This window comes from Aliarcobacter thereius LMG 24486 (assembly GCF_004214815.1).
GTDB lineage: Bacteria > Campylobacterota > Campylobacteria > Campylobacterales > Arcobacteraceae > Aliarcobacter > Aliarcobacter thereius.
In genome coordinates this window covers 199,819-224,252 of the sequence record NZ_CP035926.1, presented here as the reverse complement: position 1 = coordinate 224,252, position 24,434 = coordinate 199,819, and the positions used below count along the sequence as shown (strand labels likewise).

Here is a 24,434-nt window from a genome sequence, read left to right as displayed (position 1 = left end):
GTTATTTCTCCTTATTACCTATATCTTTTTCTTTTTCTCTTTTTTCAAGAGGTTCTGAAACACTAGAATCATCGTGTACAAGCTTAGAATACTTTTCAAAATCTCTCTCTCCTTTTCTATCCCTTTTGTATATTGAATATGCATAAGAGTAAAAAAGAATAAATACAATCAAAACCAAAAAGAATTTAGCATATCCTTGAATCGTTATTAGTGTTTCATATTCCATAATAAACCTCTATTTTAAAGAATTTAAATATGCAATTAATGCAACAATTTCAGGAATCTCACCATTTGCAACAGCTTGTTTTACATTTTCATTTTTCATACCACTTGCAATCTCTTGAGCTTCAGCTAACATATTAGCTTTTGCTTCTTCCCAAGTTCCAAGAGTTGGCATACCTTCTTGATCATAAGGTGTATTAAATACTTTTTTAATTGTAACAGCTTCCGCATATGCAGTTTCTAAATCTGCAATATTACTAAAATGGTGTCTATACGCTGGCATAATACTTCCAGGTACAACTGCTTTAGGTTCCCACATATGGTTTTCATGCCAGTCAGTTGTTCTATAGTTTCCTACTCTCATTAAATCTGGTCCTGTTCTTTTTGATCCCCATAAGAATGGTCTATCATAAGCATATTCTCCAGATAAAGAATACATACCATATCTATCAGTTTCAGCTTTGAATGGTCTAATTAACTGTGAGTGACAAGCATTACATGAATCTTTTATATATACATGTCTACCTGCAAGCTCTAAAACTGAATAAGGTTTAGTCCCAACTGTTGGACGACTTTGCTTTGCAAAATCAGGAATTGCCTCGATAATTCCTGCAAATGCAACAAATATAAATACCATTACCGCAAAGAAAAACGGTCTTTGTTCTAACCAATGAAACATTTTTTCTCCTTTCTCTTAAGCAGCTACTGGAGTTGCATTTGCTGGTTCTTTATCTAAAATTCTACCACATCTAATTGTTTTATAGATATTGTATGCGAACATAAAGAATCCAATTAAGTACATTAACCCACCAACCGCTCTAATTGTATAGTATGGATGTAAAACTGTAACTGTATCAATAAATGAATAAACTAATGAACCATACTCATCATAAGCTCTCCACATCATACCTTGAGTAATACCTGCAATCCACATAGATGTAAAGTAAAGGATGATACCAACAGTTTGTAACCAAAATTGTGTTTCCATTAATGATTTAGAGTATAACTCTCTTTTATACATTCTTGGAACCATATGAAATAATGCTGCCATAACCATAAACACTAACCAACCTAAAACAGCATCATGTACGTGTCCTGGAATCCAATCAGTAAAGTGTGCAATAGCATTAACAGATTTAATTGACTGAATTGGTCCTTCAAGAGTTGTTAACATATAGAATGTTGATGCTAATATCATAAATTTAATTACAGTATTAGATTGTAACTGATTCCACTCACCTTTCATAGTTAAAAGCATATTAATAGCAGATCCCCATGATGGTAAAATTAATACAACTGACATTACAGAACCCATAGTTTGCATCCAATCTGGAACAGTTGAATAAATAAGGTGGTGTCCACCAGCCCATAAATATACAAATAGTAATCCCCAGAATGCTAAGATTGATAATTTATAAGAATAAATATTTTGTCCTGATTCTTTTGGTAAGAAATAATAAATTAATGCAATAATCGGAGTAGTAAATACGAATGCAACAGCATTGTGCCCATACCACCACTGAACAATAGCATCATTTGTACCTGAATACATAGATACAGAGTGAATCCATGAACCATAACCACCTGAAGCAAAATAAGTTGGAACTTCCATATTGTTAAATAGATATAACATTGCAATTGCAATAAATGTACCTATAAAATACCAAATAGAAATATATAAAGTTCTTTCTCTTCTAATTCCAATTATTCCGAAAATAGAAATACCCCATAAAACCCACCAAATAACAACTAAAATATCTAAAGGCCACTCTAATTCAGCATACTCTTTTGAAGTTGTAATACCCATGAATAGTGTAACAACAGCTAAAAGAATTGTTATGAAATATAACCAAAAGTGTAGTTTTGCAATAAACATTAAAAAAGGTGACTCTTTTAATGATACTTTTAAAACTCTTTGAGAGATGTAGTACCATCCAGCAAAGATACCACTTAGTGTAAATCCAAATGCAACTCCATTTGTATGTAATGGTCTTAATCTACCAAATGTACCATACTCTCCTGCTAAATAGTTTAGCTCTGGAAAAGCTAATTGAAAAGCAAGTACAACACCAACTGTCATACCAATGATACCAAACAAGATTGTCGCAAATGTAAAATACTTAGCAACAGAGTAGTCATACTCAATATGTGCACTGTTTTGCATCAATTTCCTCCTACAAAATTTATATACAAGTCACAATATGTCACTCATTAGTCAAAATATTATCTAAGAGAAACTTAAAAGGAACAAAAAAATTAACAATTAATTAACGATTTGAAGCAATTAAGTAGCATTTAATAAAGATAAATATTATCTTATTTATAAGATTTTAATGCTATTTGAGTCTCTCTTTTTAAAGTTTTTTCTTTTAAAGATTCTCTTTTATCGTGAAGCTTTTTACCTTGAGCAGTAGCAACTTCTACTTTAATCATATTTTTACTATTAAAATATAGTTTTGTACAAACTAATGTTATTCCATCTTTTGTTACTTTTTCATACATTTTATTAATTTGTTTTCTATGTAAAAGTAATTTTCTTGCTCTTCTTTCGTCTGGTCTATAAGTTACATGAGCTGTACTTAAATGTGATATATGAGAGTTTAATAAATATACTTCATTCTTTATTATTCTTACGAAAGAATCTTTTAAATTTACTCTTCCTTCTCTAATAGCTTTTACTTCACTTCCTTCAAGCATAATTCCAGCTTCAACTGTATCAAGTATTGTAAAATCAAAATAAGCTTTTTTATTTCTAAACAATAAATTCTTTTTTTCTTTAATTTTTGCCACTATTTATCCTAAAGAATGAACTTCCACTTCCACTAAAAAACCAATCTTTTTTTGCAAAGTTCTTCAAATCTTGATTTAAGAAAGAAGCTGGAAGATATAAATCATTTGCATCTTCAATATTATATTGTTTTAATATATCTTTTGAATTTGTACCAAAAAGCTCTTTAGCCTTAACTTTATCTAGTTCTTTATAAAAATAAGCCCTAAAAGTTTTATAAATAAGCCCTGTATCACAAGCAATTCTTGGAGTTATAACTTCAATATCTAAACTATCTTCAATAAAGTTTTCAACTATTTCTCCAATTCCACTTACATTTGCACTATTATATTCATAAACAAAAAATGGAACATCAGCACCAATTTTTAAAGCTATTTTTGCAAGTTCTTCTTTTTCTAAATTTAACTTACAAACTTCATTTACCATATTTAAAAAACATGCACAATTTGAACTTCCACCACCTAATCCTGCAAATTCTGGTATATTTTTTTCTATTTTTACAATATGCTTTCTAAAAAACTCTTTTACATTTTTATATTTTTCTAACTCTTTATAAGCTTTATAAATTGTATTCTTTTCTAAGGAGCAAGAAAAATTTCCTTCCAATGTAAAGCTATCTACTTCTTTTTTTAAAAAACTAATCTCATCAAAAAGATTTTTTACTAACACAAATCTTGAAGCAATTTGATGATAAGAATCTTTTTTACCAACAATTTTAAGAAATATATTAACTTTTGCATATGATTTCCTAGTCATTGTTCACCTTTTGTTTTGGTATTTTATTTAAAAGATATTTTACATCTCTACTATTAATCTCAATAATAGAGAAAAAATCATCTAATTCTATTATATATTTTCCATCTTTTTTATTTTCAATATAATCAATAGATATCTTTCTTCCTACATCTAGCCACTCTTTTGTACCTGTATAAATATTCTTTTCTAAATCTAAAAAATCAAGAGGATTTAACTCTTTGTGATTTTGGAATTTAAACTCACCTTCACTTAATCTTTCTAAATATGATAAAGTTCCTGTAAGTTTAATCTTTTCTAAAAATATCTGAGCTAAAGATCTTATATATGAACCTTCACTAACACTTGCTTCAAAGCTTATAAAAGGATGATTATATTTTAAAAACTTGATATCAAAAACTTTCATTATGGATTTTTCTAATTCAAAGTCTATACCGTCTCTTGCTAATTCATAAGCTTTTAATCCATTTACTCTTTTTGCTGAAAACTTTGGGGGAATATATTCTAAATCTCCTACAAGATTATTTAATTGTTCTTCTATAAAACTTTGTTCTAGCTTTTCCTCTAATTTTATATCATAAACTCTTTCTATATCAAAAGATTCTGAGCTAACTCCAAGCCAAATTACAGCTCTATATCTTTTTGGAGTTTTTCTAAAATATTTAAAAAGCTTAGCATATTGTCCAAATGCTACTATCAAACAACCTTTTGCAAATGGATCTAAAGTTCCACTAAAACCTGCTTTCTTATTTTTATATAATCTTTTAAATTTATTTAAATAAAAATTAGAACTAATAAATATTGGTTTATTTACTACAAATAACTTATTTAATTCATATTTTTCATAAACTCTTTTTTGCAAATCTAAACCTTAATTTTTCTCTACAAATGATGATAAAATATCTCTTTTTTGTCCACCAAAGTTTATTGTTAATTTATAATCTTTACCAGCATTTACAGATTTTTCAACTCTTCCTTGTCCAAAAATCTTATGATTCACCATATCACCTTTTTTAAATCCAGAAGTTCTTTCTATCACTAAACTTCCTTTTATCAATCCACTCTCAACCAAAAATCTACTCTTATTTAGTTGAGCTCTTTTCCCTTTATAAAATCTTGAATGAACAAAAGATAAAGTAAGATTATCCATAGCTCGTGTAAATGCAACATAGCCTAATCTTCTCTCTTCTTCTAAGTCTGTTCCATCTCCAATTATTGGGAAAAATCCTTCTTCAAGCCCAATTATAAATAGATGTTTAAATTCTAAACCTTTTGAAGCATGAATACTCATCATAGAAACAGCTTCATTTATGTACTCTTCATTTTGACTCTCTAAAGCAATTTCATTTAGAAAATCTTTTAAATCCAAATATGGATTTTGAATAAAGAAATCTCTTATATATCCATAAAACTCATCTATATTTGCTTGTCTTTCAAATCCATCTGGTAAATTATCATAAGATGCTCTATAATCAAAAGTCTCTTCAAAACTATCAAGAAACCTCATCTTTGATTCATTTATAAGCTCTCTTAAATCTAATATTGAGGCTTCGAAAACTTTTATTGTTCTTGCATTCTTTTTACCAACTACTAAACTTAATTCATCTGAATTTAATTTTTGTATCATTTCAAAAATAGATATATCTAACTCTTCAGCCTTTGTTTCAAGTTTATCTATTGTTGTAGCACCTATTCCTCTTTTTGGTTTATTAATTACTCTTTTTACAGAAAAATTATCACTTAAATTTGTAAGAATTCTAAAATAAGCTATTAAATCTTTTATCTCTGTTCTTTCATAGAACTTCATTCCACCAACAAGTTTATAATTTAAACCTGCTTTATTGAAGCCTTCTTCTAGTGACCTTGAAAGAGCATTTACTCTAAATAATATTGCAATATGATTTGGACTCTCTCCTTCTAAAATAAGCTTTTTAATATCTTCAATTATTTTTCTTGTCTCTTCATTTTCATCTTGAGATTCATAAACTTTTATTGAATTACCTTTATTTTTTGTTCCTATTAGTTTTTTACCTAGTCTATCTCGATTGTGTTCAATTAAAGCATTTGAATGAAACAAAATAGTATCTGTTGATCTATAATTCTCTTCAAGTTTTACAACTATTGTATTAGAAAAATGCTCTGTAAAGTTAAGAATATTTTTAATAGTTGCACCTCTCCAACCATAAATTGATTGGTCATCATCTCCAACAACACAAAGATTGTTGTGATTTGTACAAAGTAATCTTAGAAGTCTATATTGCAACTCATTTGTATCTTGATACTCATCTACCATTATATATTGATATTTATTACTTGTATTTTCTGCTATTTTAGGATTATCTTTTAATATTTTATAAGGCAATAAAAGTAAATCATCAAAATCTACAAGATTATTTTTTAAAAGATGCTCCTCATATTTTTCATAAATATCTGCGATCTCTGTATATAATCTACCTTGAGCTTGTGCTTTTACTTCACTTGGTGTTTGAATTGAGTTTTTATATTTTGATATTTCACTTCCTAATAGTGCAGATGGAATATCTTTGTTTATAGATTTTAAAACTCTTCTTTTATCATCTGTATCAATGATTATGAAATTATTTTTTCTATTTAATTCATTTATATGAAATTTCAAAAAAAGTAGTCCAAATTTATGGAATGTACATAAAAGTGGTGGAGTATTTAATTTAGATGTATCAAGATTTGCAAAAGCTCTATCTCTCATCTCATTCGCTGCTTTATTTGTAAATGTTAGAGTTAATATAGATTTTGGATCTATTCCAATAGAGATTAAAAATGCTAATCTTGTTGTAATAGTTTTTGTTTTTCCACTTCCTGCACCTGCAAGAATTAAAAGTGGTCCATCTATATGTTGAGCTGCAATTTTCTGTGATTCATTTAATGATATTAATAAATTTTCTGACATCTTTTTTCTCCAATAAGTTAAGATTATAGCATAAGTTATATAAATTAATTTATATCTCTTAATTATTTTATATATAAATAAATGTTATTATTATCATAAATTATTTTTGGAGAAAAAAATGCTTAGAGATTTTGCTAAATTAGAGACTTTCTTAACTGTTGTAAGGGAGAAATCATTTTCAAAAGCATCAGCTAAATTAGGGATTTCACAACCAGCTGTTACTCAACAGATGAAATTTATTGAAGATTATTTAGATGTTCAAATAGTTGATAGAAAGAAAAATGGTATAAAACTTACAAAAGAGGGTCAAATTCTTCACTCTATTGCTCTAAAAATTGAAAAATGTGTAAGTAGTGCTGAAAAAGATATTTTAAAAATTATGAATAAAAATACAACTTTTATTTTTGGTGCTAGTTTTATCATTGGAAACTATATTCTTCCTAGATTTTTAAATAATCTAAAAGAAAATATCCAAAATGATGTATCTATAAATGTTTCAGTTTCTCACGAAGCAATAGAAGATTTATTGGATAAAAAGATTGATATTGCACTTGTTGAGAATCTTATCCAAAATGATGATATTATTTATAGAGAGTGGATGGAAGATGAAATTGTAATTTTTTCAAATCAAAAACTTCCTCTTAAAGCAAAAGCTGAAGATCTAATCTCTTATAAATGGCTTTGTAGAAATCCTGAATCTAGCACAAGATTGATTTTTAAAGAGAATCTTGAAAAAGCAAATTATCCTGATTGTGATACTTTTAATGTAACAAGTGAAGTTACAAGTGCAACAACAATTGTTCAAACTGTTTTACACTCAAATAAAGATGAAACTCCAACCGTTTCTGTTGTTTCAAGAAATGCTATTGAATCTTTACTAAAATCAGGTGCACTTTTTGAATCAAGAATTGGAAACCACAAAATGCTAAGAAAATTATATATTGCATATAGAAAAGATAGGAAAAGTGATGCTTTTATAGAAAATGTTGTTGATTATTTATTAAAAGTTAAACAATAGCTAAAACTAAAGAGCTAAACTCTTTAGTATCTTAATTGATAAGTAATATCTCCAGCTCCCACACCTAAAAATATCCCCTCATCATAAGTTTTTATTATTTTATCATCTTTTATAAGTTCTATTTTGCCTTCATAAGCAACAACTCTATCTGCAAAAATTGGATTATATGAAGCAAATTCTTTTTCAAAATTTATATCGATTTTCTTTTCACCAGCGACTGTCCAGATTGGAAGAATAATAAGCTCATCGCATCTTTTAAAAGATTTTTTAAAACCTTCAAGATTATCACTTGTTCTACTATATTTATGTGGTTGCCAAAGAACTATTCTATTATTAAAATTTGTTAGATTATCATAAAGTTCAACAGATTTCATAGTTGCTTCAATCTCTGTTGGATGATGTGCATAATCATCAATTACAACAAATTTATCATTTGATTGAACAATATCAAATCTCTTTTTTATTCCTTTATAATTTAGAATATTTTTTCTAATTGTTTCTATATCAAGTTCATTTAAAGCAGCTAATATTGCTAAAGAACTATTTAATGCAATATGAAAACCAAAGCCCCAAACTTCAAACTCTCCATACTCTTTTAAAGTAAATTTAGTACAAGGTTGCCCATCTTTTATCGTGTAACAAAGATTTTTAATATCTTTTGATGGATACAAATATGTTGCATCTTCTATTTTTAATTTTTTTATATCTTTATCTTCTGCATTTACAACTCTTTTTTTTGCCATAGAAATAAATTTTTCATATGCTCCATAAAATTTATCATAATCATAAGCATAATACTCCATATGCTCAGGTTCTGCATTTGTAACTATTGCACAATATGGATTTGATAATAAAAAAGATGCATCTGATTCATCTGCTTCAAATGCCACAACATCATTTACATATCTAAAATTTGATCCAAAATCTTTTGAAATTGCACCAATTAATGCACTACTTTCTAGAATTGTTGCCAAAATAGCTGTTGTTGTAGATTTTCCATGAGCACCTGCAACACAATAGTTCTTTTTATCACCTAAAACTATTGGTAAAGCCTCTTTTCTACTCAATGTTCTTATCTGTTTTAATCTAGCTTCTATTAATTCAGGATTTTCATCTGTAACAGCTGCTGAATATATAACCAAATCTAAATCATTACTAATATTTTTTGATTCTTGTGGACAAGAGACCTTTATGCCTTCATTTATCAACTCTTTTGTAATAGGTGAACTTTTCATATCAGAACCACTTACTTCGTGCCCATCAAAATTTAAAAGTCTAGCTAATGCTGATAGACCTATTCCACCTATTCCTATAAAATGAACTCTCAATTTTTTTCCTCTTGTGCTATTGGTATTAGAATTTGATTAAATTTTTGCATATCAAATGCAACTAAATCACTATTTGTATATATGAATTTAAAGAAACTTCTTTTTCTAAACATCTTCTCTTTTAAAGGAAGAACTTGCAATATATACTCTTGTTTTCTTAGCTCTCTAATTGGATTACTATCTCCACTTATTATTTCAACTTTTTCATTAAATACTTTTGCAATATTTTCATAATTATTTAAAAGCTCATCTTGATTATCTTTTTCTCCTATTGGATCATGATTAAAAACTTTTGATTTTAATTTTAATTGACTTGCCAAATCAAATACAATTGGTGCAATTTGTTCATATGAAGAATAATCATTTAAAACAACAGCAATATTTTTTGCAGCTCTTAAATTTTCTAATCCTACTTTATAAATAGGTGTATTTGTCTCAAAAATATCAGATAAAGAATTTTTATTTTTAAACATTGATAAACAGGGAGTTAGAAGACCTATATTATATCTTCTATTATCCTCTTTATATAACTCTTTAAATCCTCTATTTGCGTAATCAATATGAATAATAATTGATCTTGACTCTTCTAAATTTTCTTTTATAAATGTCATTATACTTGGTGTTGTTGGTCTTGTAATTCTTACTATTAAAAGTGAATTTTTAAGTTTTTCATTTAGATATTTTGTACCATCTATAAGAAGCTTTAAACTATCTTCACACTCTAAATATAGATCTAAATATAAATATATATTGCTTCCAAATGGCATAGGAAACTGACCTTGAGTCTTTCCTATAACATTGTAAATATTCATCAAAACACTAGGTTTTCCAATAACTAAAATAATATCATTTGGTTTTATTACTAAACTTCTTCTTAGTTCTAATAGTTTTTGATTTCTATAAATACCAAAGATTCTCCAATCTTTATGCTCTAAAGTTGCAACAGATTTATAAGCATAAGAGCTTCCAAATGGAATTTTAATCTCCATAATCTCACCTTGTTTTAGTCCAATATTCTGTGCTAAAACTGGTACATTTGGAAGTCTTTCAACCATTCCATTTGCTAAAACATCTATTCCTTTATAGACATTTACCATAGGATCTTTTATACTTATTCCCCAATAATCCAAAATAGTGATTTGAAGATTTTTCTTATATTCTCTAATAATTTTAATTGTACTTAGCATCTCATCTTTTGAATTCAATGCCATTAAAACTTCACTATGAACATCTTTATCTAAAACCATAGATAATTTTGAATTTGATGTTGGATCAAATTTATAAAAAGTAAAATTGCTAGGTTTAGTAAGAGGTAAAATCACATCATTTGTATAGATTACATCGTAACTATTATCGCCCGTATTTGACTCTACAATTCTGTGTAATAACTTCTTTGCAACAATCCCATCTAGTATTATTAATATTTTTTTCATAGGCAAAATTATATCTTAAAAAGTTTAATAGTAGATTTTAGATAGAATATATTCTTATTTAAAAAAAGGTTTATAAAATTTATGGAATTTAAAATTGACGCAACTTCAAAAGGTGCAAGAGCTTGTACAATTAAAACAGCAAATAGCACAATATTAACTCCTGTTTTTATGCCTGTTGGAACTCAAGGAACTGTAAAAGCTCTTGATGCAACAGATTTATTAAAAATGGGTGCAAAAATCATTTTAGGAAACACTTATCATTTATACCTAAGACCTGGTAGTAAAATAATAAAAAAGCTTGGAGGACTTCATGGTTTTTCAAAATTTTCAAACTCTTTTTTAACTGATAGTGGTGGTTTCCAAGCTTTCTCACTAAGTGATAATTCGAAACCAGATGAAAATGGAATAATGTTTAAATCACATATTGATGGAAGTAAACATTACTTTACACCAAAAAGTGTTTTGGATACTCAGTATGAATTAAACAGTGATATTATGATGATTTTAGATGATTTAGTAGCTCTTCCAAATACAGATGAAAGAATAAATAAGTCAATAGAACGAACAACAAAATGGGCAAAAGAAGCAATCTCTTATCATATGGAACAAAAATCAAAAGGTATTGGAACACATCAAAATATTTTTGCAATAATTCAAGGTGGTACAAGCAAAGAGTTTAGAAAACTTAGTGCAACTCAACTTTGTGCTTTAGAAGATTTTGATGGATTTGCTATTGGGGGATTAAGTGTTGGTGAACCAAATCAAGATATGTATGATACAGTAGAGTGGACAACACAATTTATGCCAATAAACAAACCAAGATATCTTATGGGAGTTGGAACACCTGAAGATTTGATTGAAAATATTGAACGTGGAATTGATATGTTTGATTGTGTTATGCCTACAAGAAATGCAAGAAATGGTACTTTATTTACAAGCTTTGGAAGATTAAATATAAAAAAAGCACAATTCAAAGAAGATATATTACCAATAGATGAAGAATGCTCTTGTTTTACTTGTAAAAATTTTACAAGAGCTTATTTAAATCATCTTTTAAGAGCTGGTGAAATAACTTATTTTAGACTTGCATCAATTCATAATATTTTCTACTATTTAAATCTTATGAATCAAGCAAGAGTCGCTATTTTGGAAAACAAATGGCAAGAGTTCAAAAATGAGTTTTACGCTAAAAGAGCGAAATAAACTTTTTTTTGATAGAATAAATTTTTAAAAATAAAGGAATTGTATGTCAAATATAGTTGTAGATGATAACTTAATAGCAAAACTTGAAAAATTATCAAGTTTAAAAATAGAAGATGAAAACAAAGATAAAATAAAAAAAGATATTTCTCAAATGCTTGAGTTTATAAATAATTTAAATGAAGTTGATGTTTCAAAAGTTGAAGCATATGTAAATCCTATTTCTGGTGGAACTTTATTAAGAGATGATATCTCTATTTCAAGTAAAGAGATATCTGATAGTATCTTAAGAAATGCTCCAAAAAGTGAAGATAATCACTTTGTAGTTCCAAAGATTATTGAGTAAGAAATGATAAAAGTTTACGGTATTAAAACTTGTGGAAGTGTAAGAAATGCTCTAAAGTTTTTTAAAGATAACAATATAGAAGTTGATTTCTTTGACTTTAAAAAAGAGACACCTGATGCTTCAAAAGTAAAAGAGTGGACAAAAAAAGCTGATATAAATTTACTTTTTAATAACAAAGGTACAAAATATAAAACTCTAAACTTAAAAGAGTTGAATCTTGATGAAAATGGAAAATATGAATGGCTTTGCAAAGAACCCATGCTTTTCAAAAGACCTGTTATTGAGTTTGAAGATAAACTTATCGTTGCTTGGGATGAAGATGAGTATAAGAAGATTTTTATATAAATCTTCTTATATTTACTTATTTTCTAGCTTCTTTTAAAGTTTCTGCTATCATAAATGATAGTTCTAATGCTTGATCAGCATTTAGTCTTGGATCACATTGAGTATGATATCTACTTGCTAAATCACTTTGAGTAATAGCTGAAGATCTACTTCCTGTACATTCAGTTACATTTTGTCCAGTCATTTCAAGATGAATTCCACCAGCATAAGATCCTTGAGCTTTATGTATTTGGAAAAACTGTTTAACTTCTCCTAAAATAGATTCAAAATCCCTTGTTTTATATCCATTTTCAGCTTTTATAGTATTTCCGTGCATTGGATCACTTGACCATAATACTTTTTTGCCCTCTTTTTCAACTCTTGCAAGAAGTTTTGGAAAATGCTCTGCAATTTTTTCATTTCCCATTCTTACAATTAAGTTTAATCTTCCAGCTTCATTTTCTGGATTTAGTGCATCAATTAATCTTAATAATTCATCTTCTTTCATAGATGGTCCAACTTTACAACCAATAGGATTTTTAATTCCTCTAAAATACTCTAAGTGTGCACCATCTAAATCTCTTGTTCTATCTCCAATCCATAGCATATGTGCAGAACAGTTAAACCAATCTCCTGTGATTGAATCTCTTCTTGTAAGTGCTTCTTCATAATTTAGCAAAAGTGCTTCATGAGATGTAAAAAGTGTAGTTTGATTTAGTTGTGGAGTATTTTCACTTGTTATCCCACATGCTTTCATAAATGCTAAACTCTCACTAATTTTATCTGCAATCTCCTCATATTTTGTTCCTAAAGTATTATCTTTAACAAAATCTAAATTCCAAATATGTACTTGATTTAAATCAGCCATTCCACCTCTTGCAAAAGCTCTTAAAAGGTTCATTGTAGCAGCACTTTGATTATATGCTTTTAAAAGTTTTTTAGCATTTGGTTCTCTTGCTTCTTTTGTAAAATCAATATCATTTATAATATCTCCTCTATAAGAAGGGAAACTTATTCCATTTATCTCTTCAAAATCTGAACTTCTTGGTTTAGCAAATTGCCCAGCAACACGACCAACTTTTACAACAGGACAACCACCTGAAAATGTAAGAACAACTGCCATTTGCATCATAACTTTAAATAAATCTTTAATATTTGTAGCATTAAATACATTAAATGACTCAGCACAATCTCCACCTTGAAGTAAAAATGCTTCTTTGTTTACAACATTTGCAAGTTGTTTTTTAAGGTTTAGTGCTTCTCCTGCAAAAATTAAAGGTGGATAAGATGCAATCTCTTTTTCAACAGCTTTTAAAATATTTAAATCATTATAAGTCGGTTGTTGCTTTATTGGAAAATTTCTCCATGAATGAGGATTCCAGTTTTTCATTTTTCTACCCTTATTTTATATTATTATTGGAAAAATTTTATCCAATATATCTTAACTTTGAATTAATTTTTTACTTTTTCTAAAAGCTCTTTAAATGAAACTTTGAAAGATTCTAAACCATCTTCTAGAAGTTTTTTAGATATTTCATCTACATTAAATCCCTCTTTTGATAGCTCTTCAAAATATTCATCACATTTTGCTTCACTTAAAATCTCACAGGCTTCTTTCTTACCATCTTTTATCCACTCTTCAATAGTTGAAAGAGGAGCTGTATTTATACTATTTGGATAAATTAAATTATCTATATAATAAGTTGGACTTAATCCATTTCCTTTTACACCTGTACTTGCAAAAAGAGTTCTTATATTTTTATTTCCAAATTTCTCAATCTCGTGATAACATTTTGTAGCATTTATTATCCCTAATTTTGAAGGAGTTAAACCTTTTAAGATTAAATCACTATCAATAGCTCTATCAAATCTTGATACAAATACAGAAACAACAGCTTTTATATTTTTATTTGATGCTTTTATACCTTCATCTAAAGCTTTTGCACACTCAATTGCTTGTTCAACTGAAAAAATAAGTGTTGCATTTACATGTATTCCTTTACTTGTAAGTTCTTTCATAGCTATATAACCAGCTTGTGTTGCTGGAATTTTAATCATTACATTATCTGCATTTAGATATTTTGAGATTCTTAATCCCTCAGAAATTGTTGCTTCTGCATCATCACATAAAAGTGGATCAACTTCAATAGATATAAATCCATTATCACTATTATTTGAGTAAAGTGGTTCTAAAATTTCTGCTGCTCTTTTAATATCTGTAAATGCTAGTTCTTCGTAAATAGCTTTATTATCATTTGCTTGAAGTATTAAAAGTTGTTGTTCATATGCTCCTGAAGATGTAATTGATGATTCAAAAATAGCTGGATTTGAAGTAGCACCTTTAATTATTTCATCATTTATTATCTCTTGAAATCTATTTTCTAAAAAATCTCTTTCAATAAAATCACACCAAATTGAATAGTTTATATCCTCAAATTGTTTCATAATTAAGCCTTTATATGTTCTAAAATTTTTCTTAAGTCTTTTGTATCTATTATGATATTAGCTTCTTTTTTTAAAACTTCTTTTGCACAAAATGCAACTCTTGTATCAGCTTCATAGAACATTGATAAATCATTTGCCCCATCTCCACAAACTAAAGTATTACTTTTTGTAACATTTAAAAGTTTTTGTAATCTTCTTATCATATCTCCTTTTGAGTGTGAAAACATCATATCTCCACCAACAAGCCCTGTTAAAACTCCATCTTTTTCATGTAGAATATTTGAGAAATCAGCATCAAGTCCTAATTTATCTTTAGCAGGAGATGTACCAACTCTAAAGCCACCACTAAAGCAAACCACTTTATAGTTCATATTTTTTAGTTCACTAACTACCTCATAAGCTCCATTCATTAAAGGTAAATTTGCACAAATATCAACAACTTTTTTGTGTTCCATCCCTTTTAATAAAGCAACTCTTTGAATTAATGATTCAAAAAAATCAAGTCTTCCACTCATAGCTTCTTCAGTTATTTGTTTAACTTTATCCCCTAGTCCAAACTCTTCTGCTAAAATATCTATTGTCTCTCCATCCATAAGTGTTGAGTCAAAATCAAATACTGCTAATTTCATAAATATCCTAAAATTTTAAATATAAAAGGTATAATAATAACTAAATTTAACTAAATAGTTCAAAAAGGAATATTTTTTATGTTTGAAATACTTATTCAAAAACTTCAAGAAGATAAATTTTTAACTCTTGAAACAACACCTCAACACGAACCATCTATGCACAATATTATTGAAAAAATTAAGAAATTTAAAATTGATTCAAAAGTTGATGGTTTTACTTGCACAGATAACCCTTTGGCAAAATTAAAATATAGTTCACTTTTTGCAGCTCTAAAGCTTCAATCTGAGTTTAAAAAACCAGTAATTGCAACAATGACTATGCGAGATAGAAATAGGATTGCTTTACAATCAGATATATTAGGGGCAAATGATTTTGATATTAGAGCTATTTTAGCTCTTACAGGAGATCCTGCTCATATGAGTGATCAACCAAATAGCAAAGGTGTTTTTGAAGCAAATTCACTAATGCTTCTAAAAATGATTAAATCTTTTAATTATGGAATGGATGTATCAGGAAGACCATTTAAAATTGAACCTAAGCAAATTTTTCCTTTTTCTGTTGTAAACTCTTACGCGAAAAATTTTGGCTCATTGGAAAAAAAGATGCATCAAAAGATTCAAAATGGTGCTGTTGGCGTTATTACTCAACCTGTTTTTAATATTGAAAATGTTAAAAAACTTTTAGAATCTTTTGAAAATGCAAAAGAAAATGTTGAAGGGGAAAAAAGAAAATCTCAACTAATTCTTGGACTTTTTCCTATTACGAAGCTTAGAACTGCTCTTTTCTTATCTGCACAAGTTCCAGGAATTCATGTTCCTCAATTGTGGATTGATGAACTAGAAAAAGCACATACTATAAGTGAAGAAGAAGAGTATAAAGTAGGAATGCAATTAAGTCAAAATCTTTTTAAAGAGATAAATAAAATTCATCCAAAAATTCATCTAATGACTTCAAATAATAAATTTGATGTTGCAAGTGAACTTTTATCTTGAAAATAGCTTCTTTAGATATTGGTTTAAAAAGAGTTGGAGTTTCTATATGTTTAATGAATGATGTAGTGACTCCTCTTCCAGCTATTATAAGAAAAAATAGAAATCAAGCTGCTAAAGATGTTAACTCTTTTTTAGAAGAATGGGAAATTGAAAAATTAATAATTGGGCTTCCTAGTTCAAATATTGATACGCAAAATAGGATAAAACACTTTACTAATCTTCTTAATTTAAAAATTCCTTTTGAATTTCAAGAAGAAAACTTAAGTTCAATAGAAGCAAAAGAGCTTATGAAAGGTGAAGTAAAGCATATAAGGGATGGAAGAATAGATTCTATCGCTGCAAAAATTATTTTAGAAAGATATTTAAGAAAAAAACTATAAAATAAATTAAAATTTAAAATTAGGAAGGTGAACATCGTATGAATTTTACATTTAATGCATATTATACTTTAATAGCAGCCGTTATAGTTCTATTACTAGGGAAATTTTTAGTAAATAGAATAAGTTTTTTAAGAAGGTACAATATACCTGAACCAGTAGCTGGAGGACTTGTAGCAGCATTTATAACAACTATTGTTTATAATTTTTGGGGTTATAGTATAACAACAAATAGTGATTTACAAACTAGTTTTATGTTGATATTTTTTGCTTCAATTGGTCTAAGTGCAAACTTTTACAAATTAAAAGAGGGTGGTTCTAGCCTTGTTATTTTCTTATTTGTTATTGCTTTTTTCATTTTAATTCAAGATTTTATTGGAATATCTCTTGCTACACTTTTAGGAATAGACCCTCTTATTGGTTTAATAGCAGGTTCTATAACTTTAACAGGTGGTCATGGAACAGCTGGTGCTTGGGGTGAAATTCTTGAAACAAAATATGCAATAGAAGGTGCAACAACTTTAGGTATGGCTGCTGCAACTTTTGGTCTTGTAATGGGAGGAGTTATTGGTGGTCCTCTTGCAAAATTCTTAATTAATAAGCATAAATTAGCAGAAGAAAAAGATTTTGAAAATGATAAAGAGAATGATGATAAAAAAACTATTGATGAGTTTGTTCCTTTTGAATATCCAAGAGCAGTAAGATTAATTACTACAAATAGTGCTATTACAACTTTAGGTCTTTTTGCAGCTTGTTTAGCATTTGCTGATTTTATGACAAATATTACAAAAGGCTCTTCTTTTGAACTTCCTACATTTGTTTGGGCTTTAGGTGGTGGAGTTTTATTAAGAAATATTTTGGAAAATTTATTAAAGATTGAGATTTTTGATAGAGCTATTGATGTATTTGGAAATGCTGCTTTATCTTTATATTTAGCTATGGCTTTACTATCTTTAAAGCTTTGGCAATTATCAGATTTAGCAGGTTCTTTAACTATTATTTTATTAACTCAAGTTCTTGCTATGGTTTTATATGCTTACTTTATTACTTTTAGAGTTATGGGTAAAAACTACGATGCAAGTGTTTTAGCAGCTGGTCATTGTGGTTTTGGACTTGGAGCTACTCCAACAGCAGTTGCAAATATGCAAGCAATTACAAATACTTATGGTTCTTCTTCAAAAGCATTTTTAATAGTTCCTCTTTGTGGAGCATTTTTTGTAGATTTAATTAATGCTTCTATTATTCAAACTATTTTAAAGTTTTTAGGTTAATCAAATAAGATAGGTAATTTAGACCTATCTTATAATATTTTTTCCAATTTAGAAACTACATCTTCATATTTACTATATCCAATAGAGATATTAGTTTTCTTCTCTTCCTTAATAAAAACTAAACTTGGCATTGAAGATGAAAAAGTCCTTGAAAATAAAAACTCTTTTTCTAAATCATCTTCTATTTTCTTATCATTAAATAAATTTGTAAATTCATCAAAATCAATTTCATTTTCTTTACAAATTTCTTCATAAAACTTCAACTCTTTAGGATCTTCTGATTTTGCATAAAATTTATTTTGAATTGCTGAAAAAAACTCAAGAATTTTTGTACTATTATCTTTTATAAGTAATTTTACTATATATACAGCTTTACAAGCTGGTCTTGTATCATAATTAAAAAAATCTAAATCCAATATAGAAAAAGAGAACTCTTTTTTAGTAAGTTCTGATATTTTACTCCACTCATTCTTTAAAAAAGATTTAAAATTATCATTCCAAACATCACCACCACCAGCTCTTAATCCAGCTACCAGAATTTGAAATTTTATATCATTTGTTTTGCAATATTTTTCTATATTTTTTAATATATCACTCATTCCATAACACCAAGAACACATAGGATCACCGATATAATATAGTGTATCTTTTTTATCTAATTCAAATTTTATATTTGAATTTTTATCACTATTTATAGAACAAACTCCTAGTTTATCATCACAATTCATCATAAATTTTCCTTTATTATTTAAAAATATTTACAACAACAGCAATAGCAAATCCACCATCATGTGTAATACTAAGATATGATTTTTTAATATTGAATTTTTTTCTTAAAGCTTTACTATACTTGATTTTTGGAGCATTATTTTTATCTTTATTTATTTTTATATCATTAAAATTACAAACTTCTCCAATACCTGTACCTATTGCTTTACTAGCTGCTTCTTTTGCTGCCCAAAATCCAGCTGCTGTTTCAACTCTTTGTATTAAAAGTTTTTCTGAACTACTTAAAAATCTATCATAAAACTTATCTTCAAACTTATCTTTTAATTTTTTTACTCTATCAATATTTACTATATCTATACCTATCATTTAATCCTATCTTTTGTATAATCTTCGCTATGAAACTGTTTTTTAAGAAATTATTATACCTTATTGTTATGCTTTTTATAATTAGCTTAATTTCATTTATAGCTATCAATTTAGCACCAAACTCTTTTTTTGCAAGTGGAGAGTTAAATCCAAATATTACTCCTGAAGCAATAGATAATTTAAAAGAGATTTATGGTCTTGATAAAGCACTTCATATACAATACTTTTCATGGCTTTTCTCTATTATTAATCTTGATTTTGGTATCTCTTTTTCAAGTGGAATAGCTGTAAAAAATGAGATTTTATCTAGAATTAGTGTTACACTTATTTTAAATACTGTTTCAATGTTTTTTATTTTTGTAATAAGTTTATATTTAGGTATAAAAGCAGCTCTTAATCAAAATAGTTTTTTTGATAAATTTGTAAAACAATTATCACTACTTAGTTTTTCAATGCCATCATTTTATTTAGCATTAATTTTAGTTCTAATTTTTTCTATATATTTTGAAATTCTTCCAATAGCTGGTCTTCATAGTGTTCCAAATGATGGAAGCTTATCTTACTATTTAGACTTTATTTGGCATTTGATTCTGCCAATTTTTATAATTGTTTTTGCAGGAATTGGAAGTTTAACTTTATATGTTAGAGCATTAACAATAGAAATTTTAAAAAGTGATTATATATTTTTCGTAAAAGCTAGAGGATTAAGTAGTAAAATAGTTTTAAAAAACTATATTCTACCAAATTTATATCCACCAATTATCACACTTTTGGGTTTGAGTTTACCTGGGATTATTGGTGGAAGTGTAATATTAGAAACTATTTTCTCAATAGATGGAATGGGGCTTTTATTTTACCAAAGTGCATTGAGCCATGATTATCCTGTAATTATGGGAATACTTATAATTGGGGCATTTCTTACTCTTGTAGGAAATATTATTGCTGATTTAGTTTTACTTAAACTAAATCCAAACTATAATGAAAATTAAATTTAATAAAGAAGGAATATTGAGTTGAAAATAGTAAAAACTATTGAAGAGTTAAAAGAGATTAGAAAAGAGTTAAATGGAACTATTGGTTTTGTTCCAACAATGGGTGCTTTGCATGATGGTCATATTAGTTTAATAAAAGAAGCAAGAGCAAATAATGATTTTGTAATTGTTTCAATATTTGTAAATCCAACTCAATTTTTGCCAAATGAAGATTTAAGTTCATATCCAAGAAAAGCTGAAGCAGATGCAAAAATATGTCAAATGTGCAAAGTAGACTTTCTTTTTATGCCTGAAGTTTCTACAATGTATGAAAAGAGTGAAGTTTTGATTAAAGCTCCACAAAATTCTTATGTGCTTGAAGGCTTTACAAGACCTGGACATTTTGATGGTGTTTTACAAGTTGTTTTAAAACTTTTCAATCTAACTAGCCCTACAAATGCATATTTTGGTAAAAAAGATGCTCAGCAACTAACTTTGATTCAACAAATGGTAAAAAATCTATTTTTAAATATAAATATAGTTCCTTGTCCTATTATTAGAGAAAATAGTGGTTTAGCTCTTAGTTCAAGAAATGTATATTTAGATGCTAATCAAAAAATAGAAGCTCTAAAAATATCAAAATCAATTTACATGGCTGGAAACCTTATTGCAAAAGGAGAAAGAAATTCTTTAATTGTGATTAATAAAATTTATGAAGTTCTTGAAAATCTTGATGTAGAATATGTAAAAGTTGTAGATAATAATTTCAATGAAATAAAAGAAATAGAGCCAAAAAACACTATTATTTTAGTTGTTGTAAGATTTGGTAAAATAAGACTTCTTGATAATATTTGGATGTAAAAGAGTATTTTTACTCTTTTACAAACTTAGCTATAATTTTGTTATCTTTATCAAAAAATATTAGATTATTCTCTTTTATTGTATAAGTTTTAACACTTTCTAAAACATTTAAAAACTCTCTTTCTGTTTCCATATCTTTACACATCATCATAGTGCTTCCAACTTCACCAATTACAAGATTTGATTTTTCTATTAAATAAGTTCCAAAAAAATTATTGCAACCTAAATTTCCATAGACTTTTAAATCTTTTCCAAAGCTAATATTTGCAACTTTAGGACTATTCAAAATCTCTTTACTATTAAATTCAAGAGCTTTAAAACTTGCTTCTTCCAAAGCATTTGATTTTGTACAAGCTGTAAAGAATAGAGTTGAAATAAATGTTAGTATAAATAATATTCTTTTATACATTTTAATCCTTATATAAAATTTCAGATTTATATTACTACTTATTTGCTTATTAATATGTATAAATGCTCTTATATGATAAAATCTCAAACTTTTTAAAAATAAATTATGGATATATAGATGAAATTTACTGAAGAAAAACCTAAAAAAAAGCTTCATTTAGTAAGCCTTGGCTGTACAAAAAACTTAGTTGATAGTGAAGTTATGTTAGGAAAATTAAGAGATTATGAATTAACAGATGATCAAACACAAGCTGATTTGATAATAGTAAATACTTGTGGTTTTATTGATAGTGCAAAAGAAGAGAGTATAAATACAACTTTAAATCTTCATAATGATAGAAAAAAAGAGTCTGTTTTAGTTATGGCTGGATGCTTAAGTGAAAGATATAAAGATGATTTACAAAAAGAGCTAAAAGAGATTGATATTTTTACAGGTGTTGGTGATTATGACAAAATTGATAAACTTGTAAATGAAAAAAGATCTAAATTTTCAAATGAAGTTTTTCTTGCAAATGATGATAATGATAGAGTTATTACAGGTTCAAACTATCATGCTTATGTAAAGTTAAGCGAAGGCTGTAATCAAGCATGTTCTTTTTGTGCAATTCCATCTTTTAAAGGAAAGCTTCATTCAAGAACTCTACAATCATTGGTAAAAGAGGTTAAAAATTTAGTCTCAAAAGGATTTAAAGACTTTTCATTTGTCTCTCAAGATTCATCATCATTTTTAAGAGATTTAGGAATAAATGATGGTTTAGAACAACTTATATCTGAAGTTGAAAAAATTGAAGGTGTAAAAACAGCTAGAATTTTATATCTATATCCAAGCACTACAACTCTATCTTTGATTGATAAAATTGCTGATTCTAAAGTATTTGTAAACTATTTTGATATGCCACTTCAACATATTTCTCAATCTATGTTAAAAATTATGAAAAGAGGAAAAGGAAGCGAAAAATTAAGAGAGCTTGTAGATTATATGAAATCAAAACCAAACTCGTTTGTAAGAACAACTTTTATAGCTGGGCATCCAGGGGAAAATGAAAATGATTTTGAAGAACTTTGTAAGTATGTAGAAAGTTTTGGTTTTGATAGAGCAAATGTTTTTTCATACTCTGATGAAGAGGGAACGAATGCAGAAACTAGAGAAGATAAAATAGATCAAGAACTTATAGATGAAAGAGCTTCTATTTTAGGAGAGATAATATATGAAACAACTTTAAAATCATTAGAAAATGATATTGGGAAAACTTTTGAAGTTTATATTGATGGAGAGAGTGATGAACACGAATATCTTTTAAGTGCTAGAAAAACTCTTTGGGCTCCTGAAATTGATGGTGAAATATATATAAATGATAATGAAGATAATTTAGAGATAAAATATGGTGAAATATATGAAGTTGAAGCCACTCAAATTGCAGGAGATAAACTCTTAGCAAAAATTATTAGAAAAGTATGATTGTAGATTTTAGTAAATTAAACAATAAAAAGAATCTTCTAGCTTTTTCAGCTGGAGTTGATTCTTCTGCTTTATTCTTCCTTCTTTTAAACTCAAATACTCCTTTTGATATTGCTATTGTTAATTATAATCTAAGAGATCAATCAAAAGAAGAGATAAAATATGCAAAAGAGTTAGCAGAAAAATATAATAAAAAGATATATATAAAAGATATAAAATTTGACTCAAATTCTAATTTTGAGAAAAATGCAAGAGATAGTAGATATGATTTTTTTGAAAAGATTATAGAAGAGAACTCTTATGATATTTTAATAACAGCTCATCAATTAAATGACCTTTTTGAATGGTTTTTAATGCAATTTAGTAAAGGTGCTGGACTGTTTGAACTTTTAGGAATGCAAGAGTTTGATAAAAGAGAAAAATACTCTATATTTAGACCTCTTTTAAATATTTCAAGAAATGAACTTGAAAACTATTTGAGAAAGAATAAAATTAAATATTTTATAGATAGTTCAAATAGTGATGAAAAATATAGAAGAAACTACTTTAGAAATAGGTTTTCAGATCAATTTATAAATAATTTTTCTGATGGAGTAAAAAATAGTTTTGAATTTTTAAAAAAAGATATGAATTCTTTGAATTTAAAATTATCTCCTATAAAGATATTTAATGATTTAGAGATATTTGAAAATTTAAATGATGATAATTTAAATCTTAAAATTATTGATATTTCTTTAAAAAAAAGAGGTTTTTTAATAAGTCAAAAACAAAGAGATGAAATATTAAAACAAAAAGAGATTACATTATCACATAAAATAAATGTAGCTATAAATGAAAATTATATATTTATAGCTCCAAAAGAAGATATTACTCTAGATAAAGATTTTAAAGAGTTTTGCAGAGTTAAAAAAATCCCAAAAAACATAAGAGCTTATATTTATAAAAATAGTATCAAAAAAGAAGATTTAGTTTTTTAAAAAATTTTTAACTTTTTTTAAATTTTGTAAATCAATTCTTGCTATCTCTTTTTGCTCTTTTAGAAAATTAAGATTTATAAAAAAGAGCTCTTCAAATATTAGAAGTTCAGACTCTTCTAAATCCAAATCTTCTATTTTATTATTTGTAAAATGCTCTTCATACCATAAAACCAATGAATCAGCTTTTTCATAAGAATCTAAAGAGTCAATATATCTTAACTCTTTTAGAAGTTTTAAAGACCAGTCTCTTCTTTCCATGCCTCTATTAATCCTTGTACAACTTTTACAACTTGATTGATTTTATTTAAATTATCATCAACTCCTGCACTAAATAGAGTCTCTATTTGATATAAGTATAAGCCATCAAGATAAAATGCAACTTCTCCACCATCAAAATCTAATACATTTCTAAGTTCATCAAAAATTGCTATTGATTTGTTGATATAGATAAATTTATTCTCTACATCACCTTCATTTATTGCATTCTTTACAAAAGATAAATATTTTATAATTCCTTCATAAAGCTTAAGAACCAAAGCATATGGATCATCTGATATCGCATTTTGTTGATTATATAATTCAATCCCCATAAGTTTTCAACTCCAAATAA

28 protein-coding genes are annotated in these 24,434 nt (G+C 27.1%); 11 read left to right on the top strand and 17 right to left on the bottom strand.

Translation table 11 applies throughout. The features are described 5' to 3' along the window. Window position 1 precedes the first annotated feature (1 nt). From ATH_RS01230 to ATH_RS01200, 7 genes are all read right to left on the bottom strand, one after another. Window positions 2-226: a cbb3-type cytochrome oxidase subunit 3 gene (locus ATH_RS01230; protein WP_066182626.1), complete on the bottom strand. Its 225-nt coding sequence runs from the start codon at window positions 224-226 to the stop codon at window positions 2-4. A 9-nt stretch (window positions 227-235) separates the two neighbouring features. Beyond that, on the bottom strand, window positions 236-901 hold the full coding sequence (ccoO, locus tag ATH_RS01225) for a cytochrome-c oxidase, cbb3-type subunit II (RefSeq protein WP_066182623.1): 666 nt from the start codon (window positions 899-901) through the stop codon (window positions 236-238). Between the two features lie 15 nt (window positions 902-916). Beyond that, window positions 917-2,386 (bottom strand): cytochrome-c oxidase, cbb3-type subunit I, encoded by a 1,470-nt coding sequence (ccoN, locus tag ATH_RS01220; protein ID WP_066182621.1) that lies wholly within the window; start codon window positions 2,384-2,386, stop codon window positions 917-919. A 152-nt stretch (window positions 2,387-2,538) separates the two neighbouring features. After that, the gene (gene smpB / locus ATH_RS01215) at window positions 2,539-3,012 is read right to left on the bottom strand and encodes an SsrA-binding protein SmpB (protein WP_165595838.1); all 474 of its coding nucleotides are present in this window, start codon (window positions 3,010-3,012) and stop codon (window positions 2,539-2,541) included. Further along, window positions 2,999-3,766 (bottom strand): 4-(cytidine 5'-diphospho)-2-C-methyl-D-erythritol kinase, encoded by a 768-nt coding sequence (locus ATH_RS01210; RefSeq protein WP_066182618.1) that lies wholly within the window; start codon window positions 3,764-3,766, stop codon window positions 2,999-3,001. The genes smpB and ATH_RS01210 overlap by 14 nt, the downstream gene beginning before the upstream one ends. Then, window positions 3,759-4,625 (bottom strand): tRNA pseudouridine(55) synthase TruB, encoded by an 867-nt coding sequence (gene truB / locus ATH_RS01205; RefSeq protein ID WP_066182615.1) that lies wholly within the window; start codon window positions 4,623-4,625, stop codon window positions 3,759-3,761. The genes ATH_RS01210 and truB overlap by 8 nt, the downstream gene beginning before the upstream one ends. A 9-nt stretch (window positions 4,626-4,634) precedes the next feature. Continuing rightward, window positions 4,635-6,689, bottom strand: a complete 2,055-nt coding sequence (locus ATH_RS01200) for an ATP-dependent helicase (protein WP_066182613.1) — start codon at window positions 6,687-6,689, stop codon at window positions 4,635-4,637. Between the two features lie 118 nt (window positions 6,690-6,807). Here ATH_RS01200 and ATH_RS01195 point away from each other — a divergent pair, with 118 nt between their 5' ends. Beyond that, complete coding sequence (locus ATH_RS01195; RefSeq protein ID WP_066182610.1) at window positions 6,808-7,707, top strand: LysR family transcriptional regulator; 900 nt, start codon at window positions 6,808-6,810, stop codon at window positions 7,705-7,707. A 23-nt stretch (window positions 7,708-7,730) separates the two neighbouring features. On the opposite strand, the gene murC is transcribed toward ATH_RS01195, so the two are convergent. Together murC and ATH_RS01185 are read right to left on the bottom strand one after the other, a co-directional pair. Then, window positions 7,731-9,035 carry a UDP-N-acetylmuramate--L-alanine ligase gene (gene murC, locus ATH_RS01190; protein ID WP_066182606.1) on the bottom strand — a complete coding sequence of 435 codons (1,305 nt, stop codon included), beginning with the start codon at window positions 9,033-9,035 and terminating at the stop codon, window positions 7,731-7,733. Further along, entirely contained in the window at window positions 9,032-10,468 is a 1,437-nt protein-coding gene (locus tag ATH_RS01185; RefSeq protein ID WP_228140826.1) for a COG3400 family protein, read from the bottom strand. Before ATH_RS01185 ends, murC begins: the two co-directional genes overlap by 4 nt. Before the next feature lie 81 nt (window positions 10,469-10,549). Between ATH_RS01185 and tgt the strand changes: the two genes are divergently transcribed. The 3 genes from tgt to ATH_RS01170 are packed head-to-tail and all read left to right on the top strand — an operon-like array spanning window position 10,550 to window position 12,359. Then, on the top strand, window positions 10,550-11,671 hold the full coding sequence (tgt, locus tag ATH_RS01180) for a tRNA guanosine(34) transglycosylase Tgt (RefSeq protein ID WP_066182601.1): 1,122 nt from the start codon (window positions 10,550-10,552) through the stop codon (window positions 11,669-11,671). Between the two features lie 52 nt (window positions 11,672-11,723). Beyond that, the gene (gene gatC, locus ATH_RS01175) at window positions 11,724-12,014 is read left to right on the top strand and encodes an Asp-tRNA(Asn)/Glu-tRNA(Gln) amidotransferase subunit GatC (protein WP_066183274.1); all 291 of its coding nucleotides are present in this window, start codon (window positions 11,724-11,726) and stop codon (window positions 12,012-12,014) included. Between the two features lie 3 nt (window positions 12,015-12,017). Next, window positions 12,018-12,359 (top strand): arsenate reductase family protein, encoded by a 342-nt coding sequence (locus tag ATH_RS01170; protein ID WP_066182598.1) that lies wholly within the window; start codon window positions 12,018-12,020, stop codon window positions 12,357-12,359. Window positions 12,360-12,375: 16 nt separating this feature from the next. Here ATH_RS01170 and ATH_RS01165 read toward each other — a convergent pair whose 3' ends face one another. The 3 genes from ATH_RS01165 to serB all read right to left on the bottom strand — a co-directional run bounded on the left by ATH_RS01165 (window position 12,376) and on the right by serB (window position 15,412). Then, window positions 12,376-13,728 carry a class II 3-deoxy-7-phosphoheptulonate synthase gene (locus ATH_RS01165; RefSeq protein ID WP_066182595.1) on the bottom strand — a complete coding sequence of 451 codons (1,353 nt, stop codon included), beginning with the start codon at window positions 13,726-13,728 and terminating at the stop codon, window positions 12,376-12,378. A 62-nt stretch (window positions 13,729-13,790) separates the two neighbouring features. Continuing rightward, entirely contained in the window at window positions 13,791-14,783 is a 993-nt protein-coding gene (locus ATH_RS01160; RefSeq protein ID WP_066182592.1) for a transaldolase, read from the bottom strand. 2 nt (window positions 14,784-14,785) lie between these two features. Next, window positions 14,786-15,412 (bottom strand): phosphoserine phosphatase SerB, encoded by a 627-nt coding sequence (serB, locus tag ATH_RS01155; protein ID WP_066182589.1) that lies wholly within the window; start codon window positions 15,410-15,412, stop codon window positions 14,786-14,788. Window positions 15,413-15,490: 78 nt separating this feature from the next. Between serB and ATH_RS01150 the strand changes: the two genes are divergently transcribed. Genes ATH_RS01150 through gltS form a run of 3 tightly spaced genes read left to right on the top strand, consistent with a single transcriptional unit; the run spans window position 15,491 to window position 18,053 of the window. Beyond that, window positions 15,491-16,405 (top strand): methylenetetrahydrofolate reductase, encoded by a 915-nt coding sequence (locus tag ATH_RS01150; RefSeq protein WP_066182587.1) that lies wholly within the window; start codon window positions 15,491-15,493, stop codon window positions 16,403-16,405. Further along, entirely contained in the window at window positions 16,402-16,785 is a 384-nt protein-coding gene (gene ruvX, locus ATH_RS01145; protein ID WP_066182584.1) for a Holliday junction resolvase RuvX, read from the top strand. The genes ATH_RS01150 and ruvX overlap by 4 nt, the downstream gene beginning before the upstream one ends. Window positions 16,786-16,823: 38 nt before the next feature. Next, the gene (gltS, locus tag ATH_RS01140) at window positions 16,824-18,053 is read left to right on the top strand and encodes a sodium/glutamate symporter (protein ID WP_066182581.1); all 1,230 of its coding nucleotides are present in this window, start codon (window positions 16,824-16,826) and stop codon (window positions 18,051-18,053) included. A 29-nt stretch (window positions 18,054-18,082) separates the two neighbouring features. Here the strand turns inward: gltS and ATH_RS01135 are convergent, their stop codons facing one another. After that, complete coding sequence (locus tag ATH_RS01135) at window positions 18,083-18,784, bottom strand: DsbA family protein (protein ID WP_083190916.1); 702 nt, start codon at window positions 18,782-18,784, stop codon at window positions 18,083-18,085. A 13-nt stretch (window positions 18,785-18,797) separates the two neighbouring features. Next, window positions 18,798-19,148 carry a holo-ACP synthase gene (acpS, locus tag ATH_RS01130; RefSeq protein WP_066389985.1) on the bottom strand — a complete coding sequence of 117 codons (351 nt, stop codon included), beginning with the start codon at window positions 19,146-19,148 and terminating at the stop codon, window positions 18,798-18,800. Window positions 19,149-19,177: 29 nt separating this feature from the next. Between acpS and ATH_RS01125 the strand changes: the two genes are divergently transcribed. Together ATH_RS01125 and panC are read left to right on the top strand one after the other, a co-directional pair. Further along, on the top strand, window positions 19,178-20,137 hold the full coding sequence (locus ATH_RS01125; protein WP_066389988.1) for an ABC transporter permease: 960 nt from the start codon (window positions 19,178-19,180) through the stop codon (window positions 20,135-20,137). A 24-nt stretch (window positions 20,138-20,161) separates the two neighbouring features. After that, window positions 20,162-20,980, top strand: coding sequence for a pantoate--beta-alanine ligase (panC, locus tag ATH_RS01120; protein WP_066185267.1), 819 nt, complete (start codon window positions 20,162-20,164; stop codon window positions 20,978-20,980). 10 nt (window positions 20,981-20,990) lie between these two features. Here the strand turns inward: panC and ATH_RS01115 are convergent, their stop codons facing one another. Further along, entirely contained in the window at window positions 20,991-21,389 is a 399-nt protein-coding gene (locus ATH_RS01115) for an META domain-containing protein (RefSeq protein WP_066182569.1), read from the bottom strand. Between the two features lie 117 nt (window positions 21,390-21,506). Here ATH_RS01115 and rimO point away from each other — a divergent pair, with 117 nt between their 5' ends. Beyond that, entirely contained in the window at window positions 21,507-22,847 is a 1,341-nt protein-coding gene (gene rimO, locus ATH_RS01110; protein ID WP_066170247.1) for a 30S ribosomal protein S12 methylthiotransferase RimO, read from the top strand. Further along, window positions 22,844-23,824, top strand: a complete 981-nt coding sequence (gene tilS, locus ATH_RS01105; protein ID WP_066389990.1) for a tRNA lysidine(34) synthetase TilS — start codon at window positions 22,844-22,846, stop codon at window positions 23,822-23,824. The genes rimO and tilS overlap by 4 nt, the downstream gene beginning before the upstream one ends. On the opposite strand, the gene ATH_RS01100 is transcribed toward tilS, so the two are convergent. Together ATH_RS01100 and fliS are read right to left on the bottom strand one after the other, a co-directional pair. Beyond that, window positions 23,813-24,082 (bottom strand): hypothetical protein, encoded by a 270-nt coding sequence (locus ATH_RS01100; RefSeq protein ID WP_066170252.1) that lies wholly within the window; start codon window positions 24,080-24,082, stop codon window positions 23,813-23,815. The genes tilS and ATH_RS01100 overlap by 12 nt on opposite strands. After that, window positions 24,058-24,414, bottom strand: a complete 357-nt coding sequence (fliS, locus tag ATH_RS01095) for a flagellar export chaperone FliS (RefSeq protein ID WP_066389991.1) — start codon at window positions 24,412-24,414, stop codon at window positions 24,058-24,060. Before fliS ends, ATH_RS01100 begins: the two co-directional genes overlap by 25 nt. Window positions 24,415-24,434: the final 20 nt, after the last annotated feature.

Coding starts and splice junctions, on each gene's coding strand:
- ATH_RS01230 (WP_066182626.1), bottom strand. CDS start 226: ATGGAATATGAAACACTAATAACGATTCAAGGATATGCTAAATTCTTT.
- ccoO (WP_066182623.1), bottom strand. CDS start 901: ATGTTTCATTGGTTAGAACAAAGACCGTTTTTCTTTGCGGTAATGGTA.
- ccoN (WP_066182621.1), bottom strand. CDS start 2,386: ATGCAAAACAGTGCACATATTGAGTATGACTACTCTGTTGCTAAGTAT.
- ATH_RS01210 (WP_066182618.1), bottom strand. CDS start 3,766: ATGACTAGGAAATCATATGCAAAAGTTAATATATTTCTTAAAATTGTT.
- ATH_RS01200 (WP_066182613.1), bottom strand. CDS start 6,689: ATGTCAGAAAATTTATTAATATCATTAAATGAATCACAGAAAATTGCA.
- ATH_RS01195 (WP_066182610.1), top strand. CDS start 6,808: ATGCTTAGAGATTTTGCTAAATTAGAGACTTTCTTAACTGTTGTAAGG.
- ATH_RS01185 (WP_228140826.1), bottom strand. CDS start 10,468: ATGAAAAAAATATTAATAATACTAGATGGGATTGTTGCAAAGAAGTTA.
- tgt (WP_066182601.1), top strand. CDS start 10,550: ATGGAATTTAAAATTGACGCAACTTCAAAAGGTGCAAGAGCTTGTACA.
- ATH_RS01170 (WP_066182598.1), top strand. CDS start 12,018: ATGATAAAAGTTTACGGTATTAAAACTTGTGGAAGTGTAAGAAATGCT.
- ATH_RS01165 (WP_066182595.1), bottom strand. CDS start 13,728: ATGAAAAACTGGAATCCTCATTCATGGAGAAATTTTCCAATAAAGCAA.
- ATH_RS01160 (WP_066182592.1), bottom strand. CDS start 14,783: ATGAAACAATTTGAGGATATAAACTATTCAATTTGGTGTGATTTTATT.
- serB (WP_066182589.1), bottom strand. CDS start 15,412: ATGAAATTAGCAGTATTTGATTTTGACTCAACACTTATGGATGGAGAG.
- ATH_RS01150 (WP_066182587.1), top strand. CDS start 15,491: ATGTTTGAAATACTTATTCAAAAACTTCAAGAAGATAAATTTTTAACT.
- gltS (WP_066182581.1), top strand. CDS start 16,824: ATGAATTTTACATTTAATGCATATTATACTTTAATAGCAGCCGTTATA.
- ATH_RS01135 (WP_083190916.1), bottom strand. CDS start 18,784: ATGATGAATTGTGATGATAAACTAGGAGTTTGTTCTATAAATAGTGAT.
- acpS (WP_066389985.1), bottom strand. CDS start 19,148: ATGATAGGTATAGATATAGTAAATATTGATAGAGTAAAAAAATTAAAA.
- ATH_RS01125 (WP_066389988.1), top strand. CDS start 19,178: ATGAAACTGTTTTTTAAGAAATTATTATACCTTATTGTTATGCTTTTT.
- ATH_RS01115 (WP_066182569.1), bottom strand. CDS start 21,389: ATGTATAAAAGAATATTATTTATACTAACATTTATTTCAACTCTATTC.
- rimO (WP_066170247.1), top strand. CDS start 21,507: ATGAAATTTACTGAAGAAAAACCTAAAAAAAAGCTTCATTTAGTAAGC.
- tilS (WP_066389990.1), top strand. CDS start 22,844: ATGATTGTAGATTTTAGTAAATTAAACAATAAAAAGAATCTTCTAGCT.
- ATH_RS01100 (WP_066170252.1), bottom strand. CDS start 24,082: ATGGAAAGAAGAGACTGGTCTTTAAAACTTCTAAAAGAGTTAAGATAT.
- fliS (WP_066389991.1), bottom strand. CDS start 24,414: ATGGGGATTGAATTATATAATCAACAAAATGCGATATCAGATGATCCA.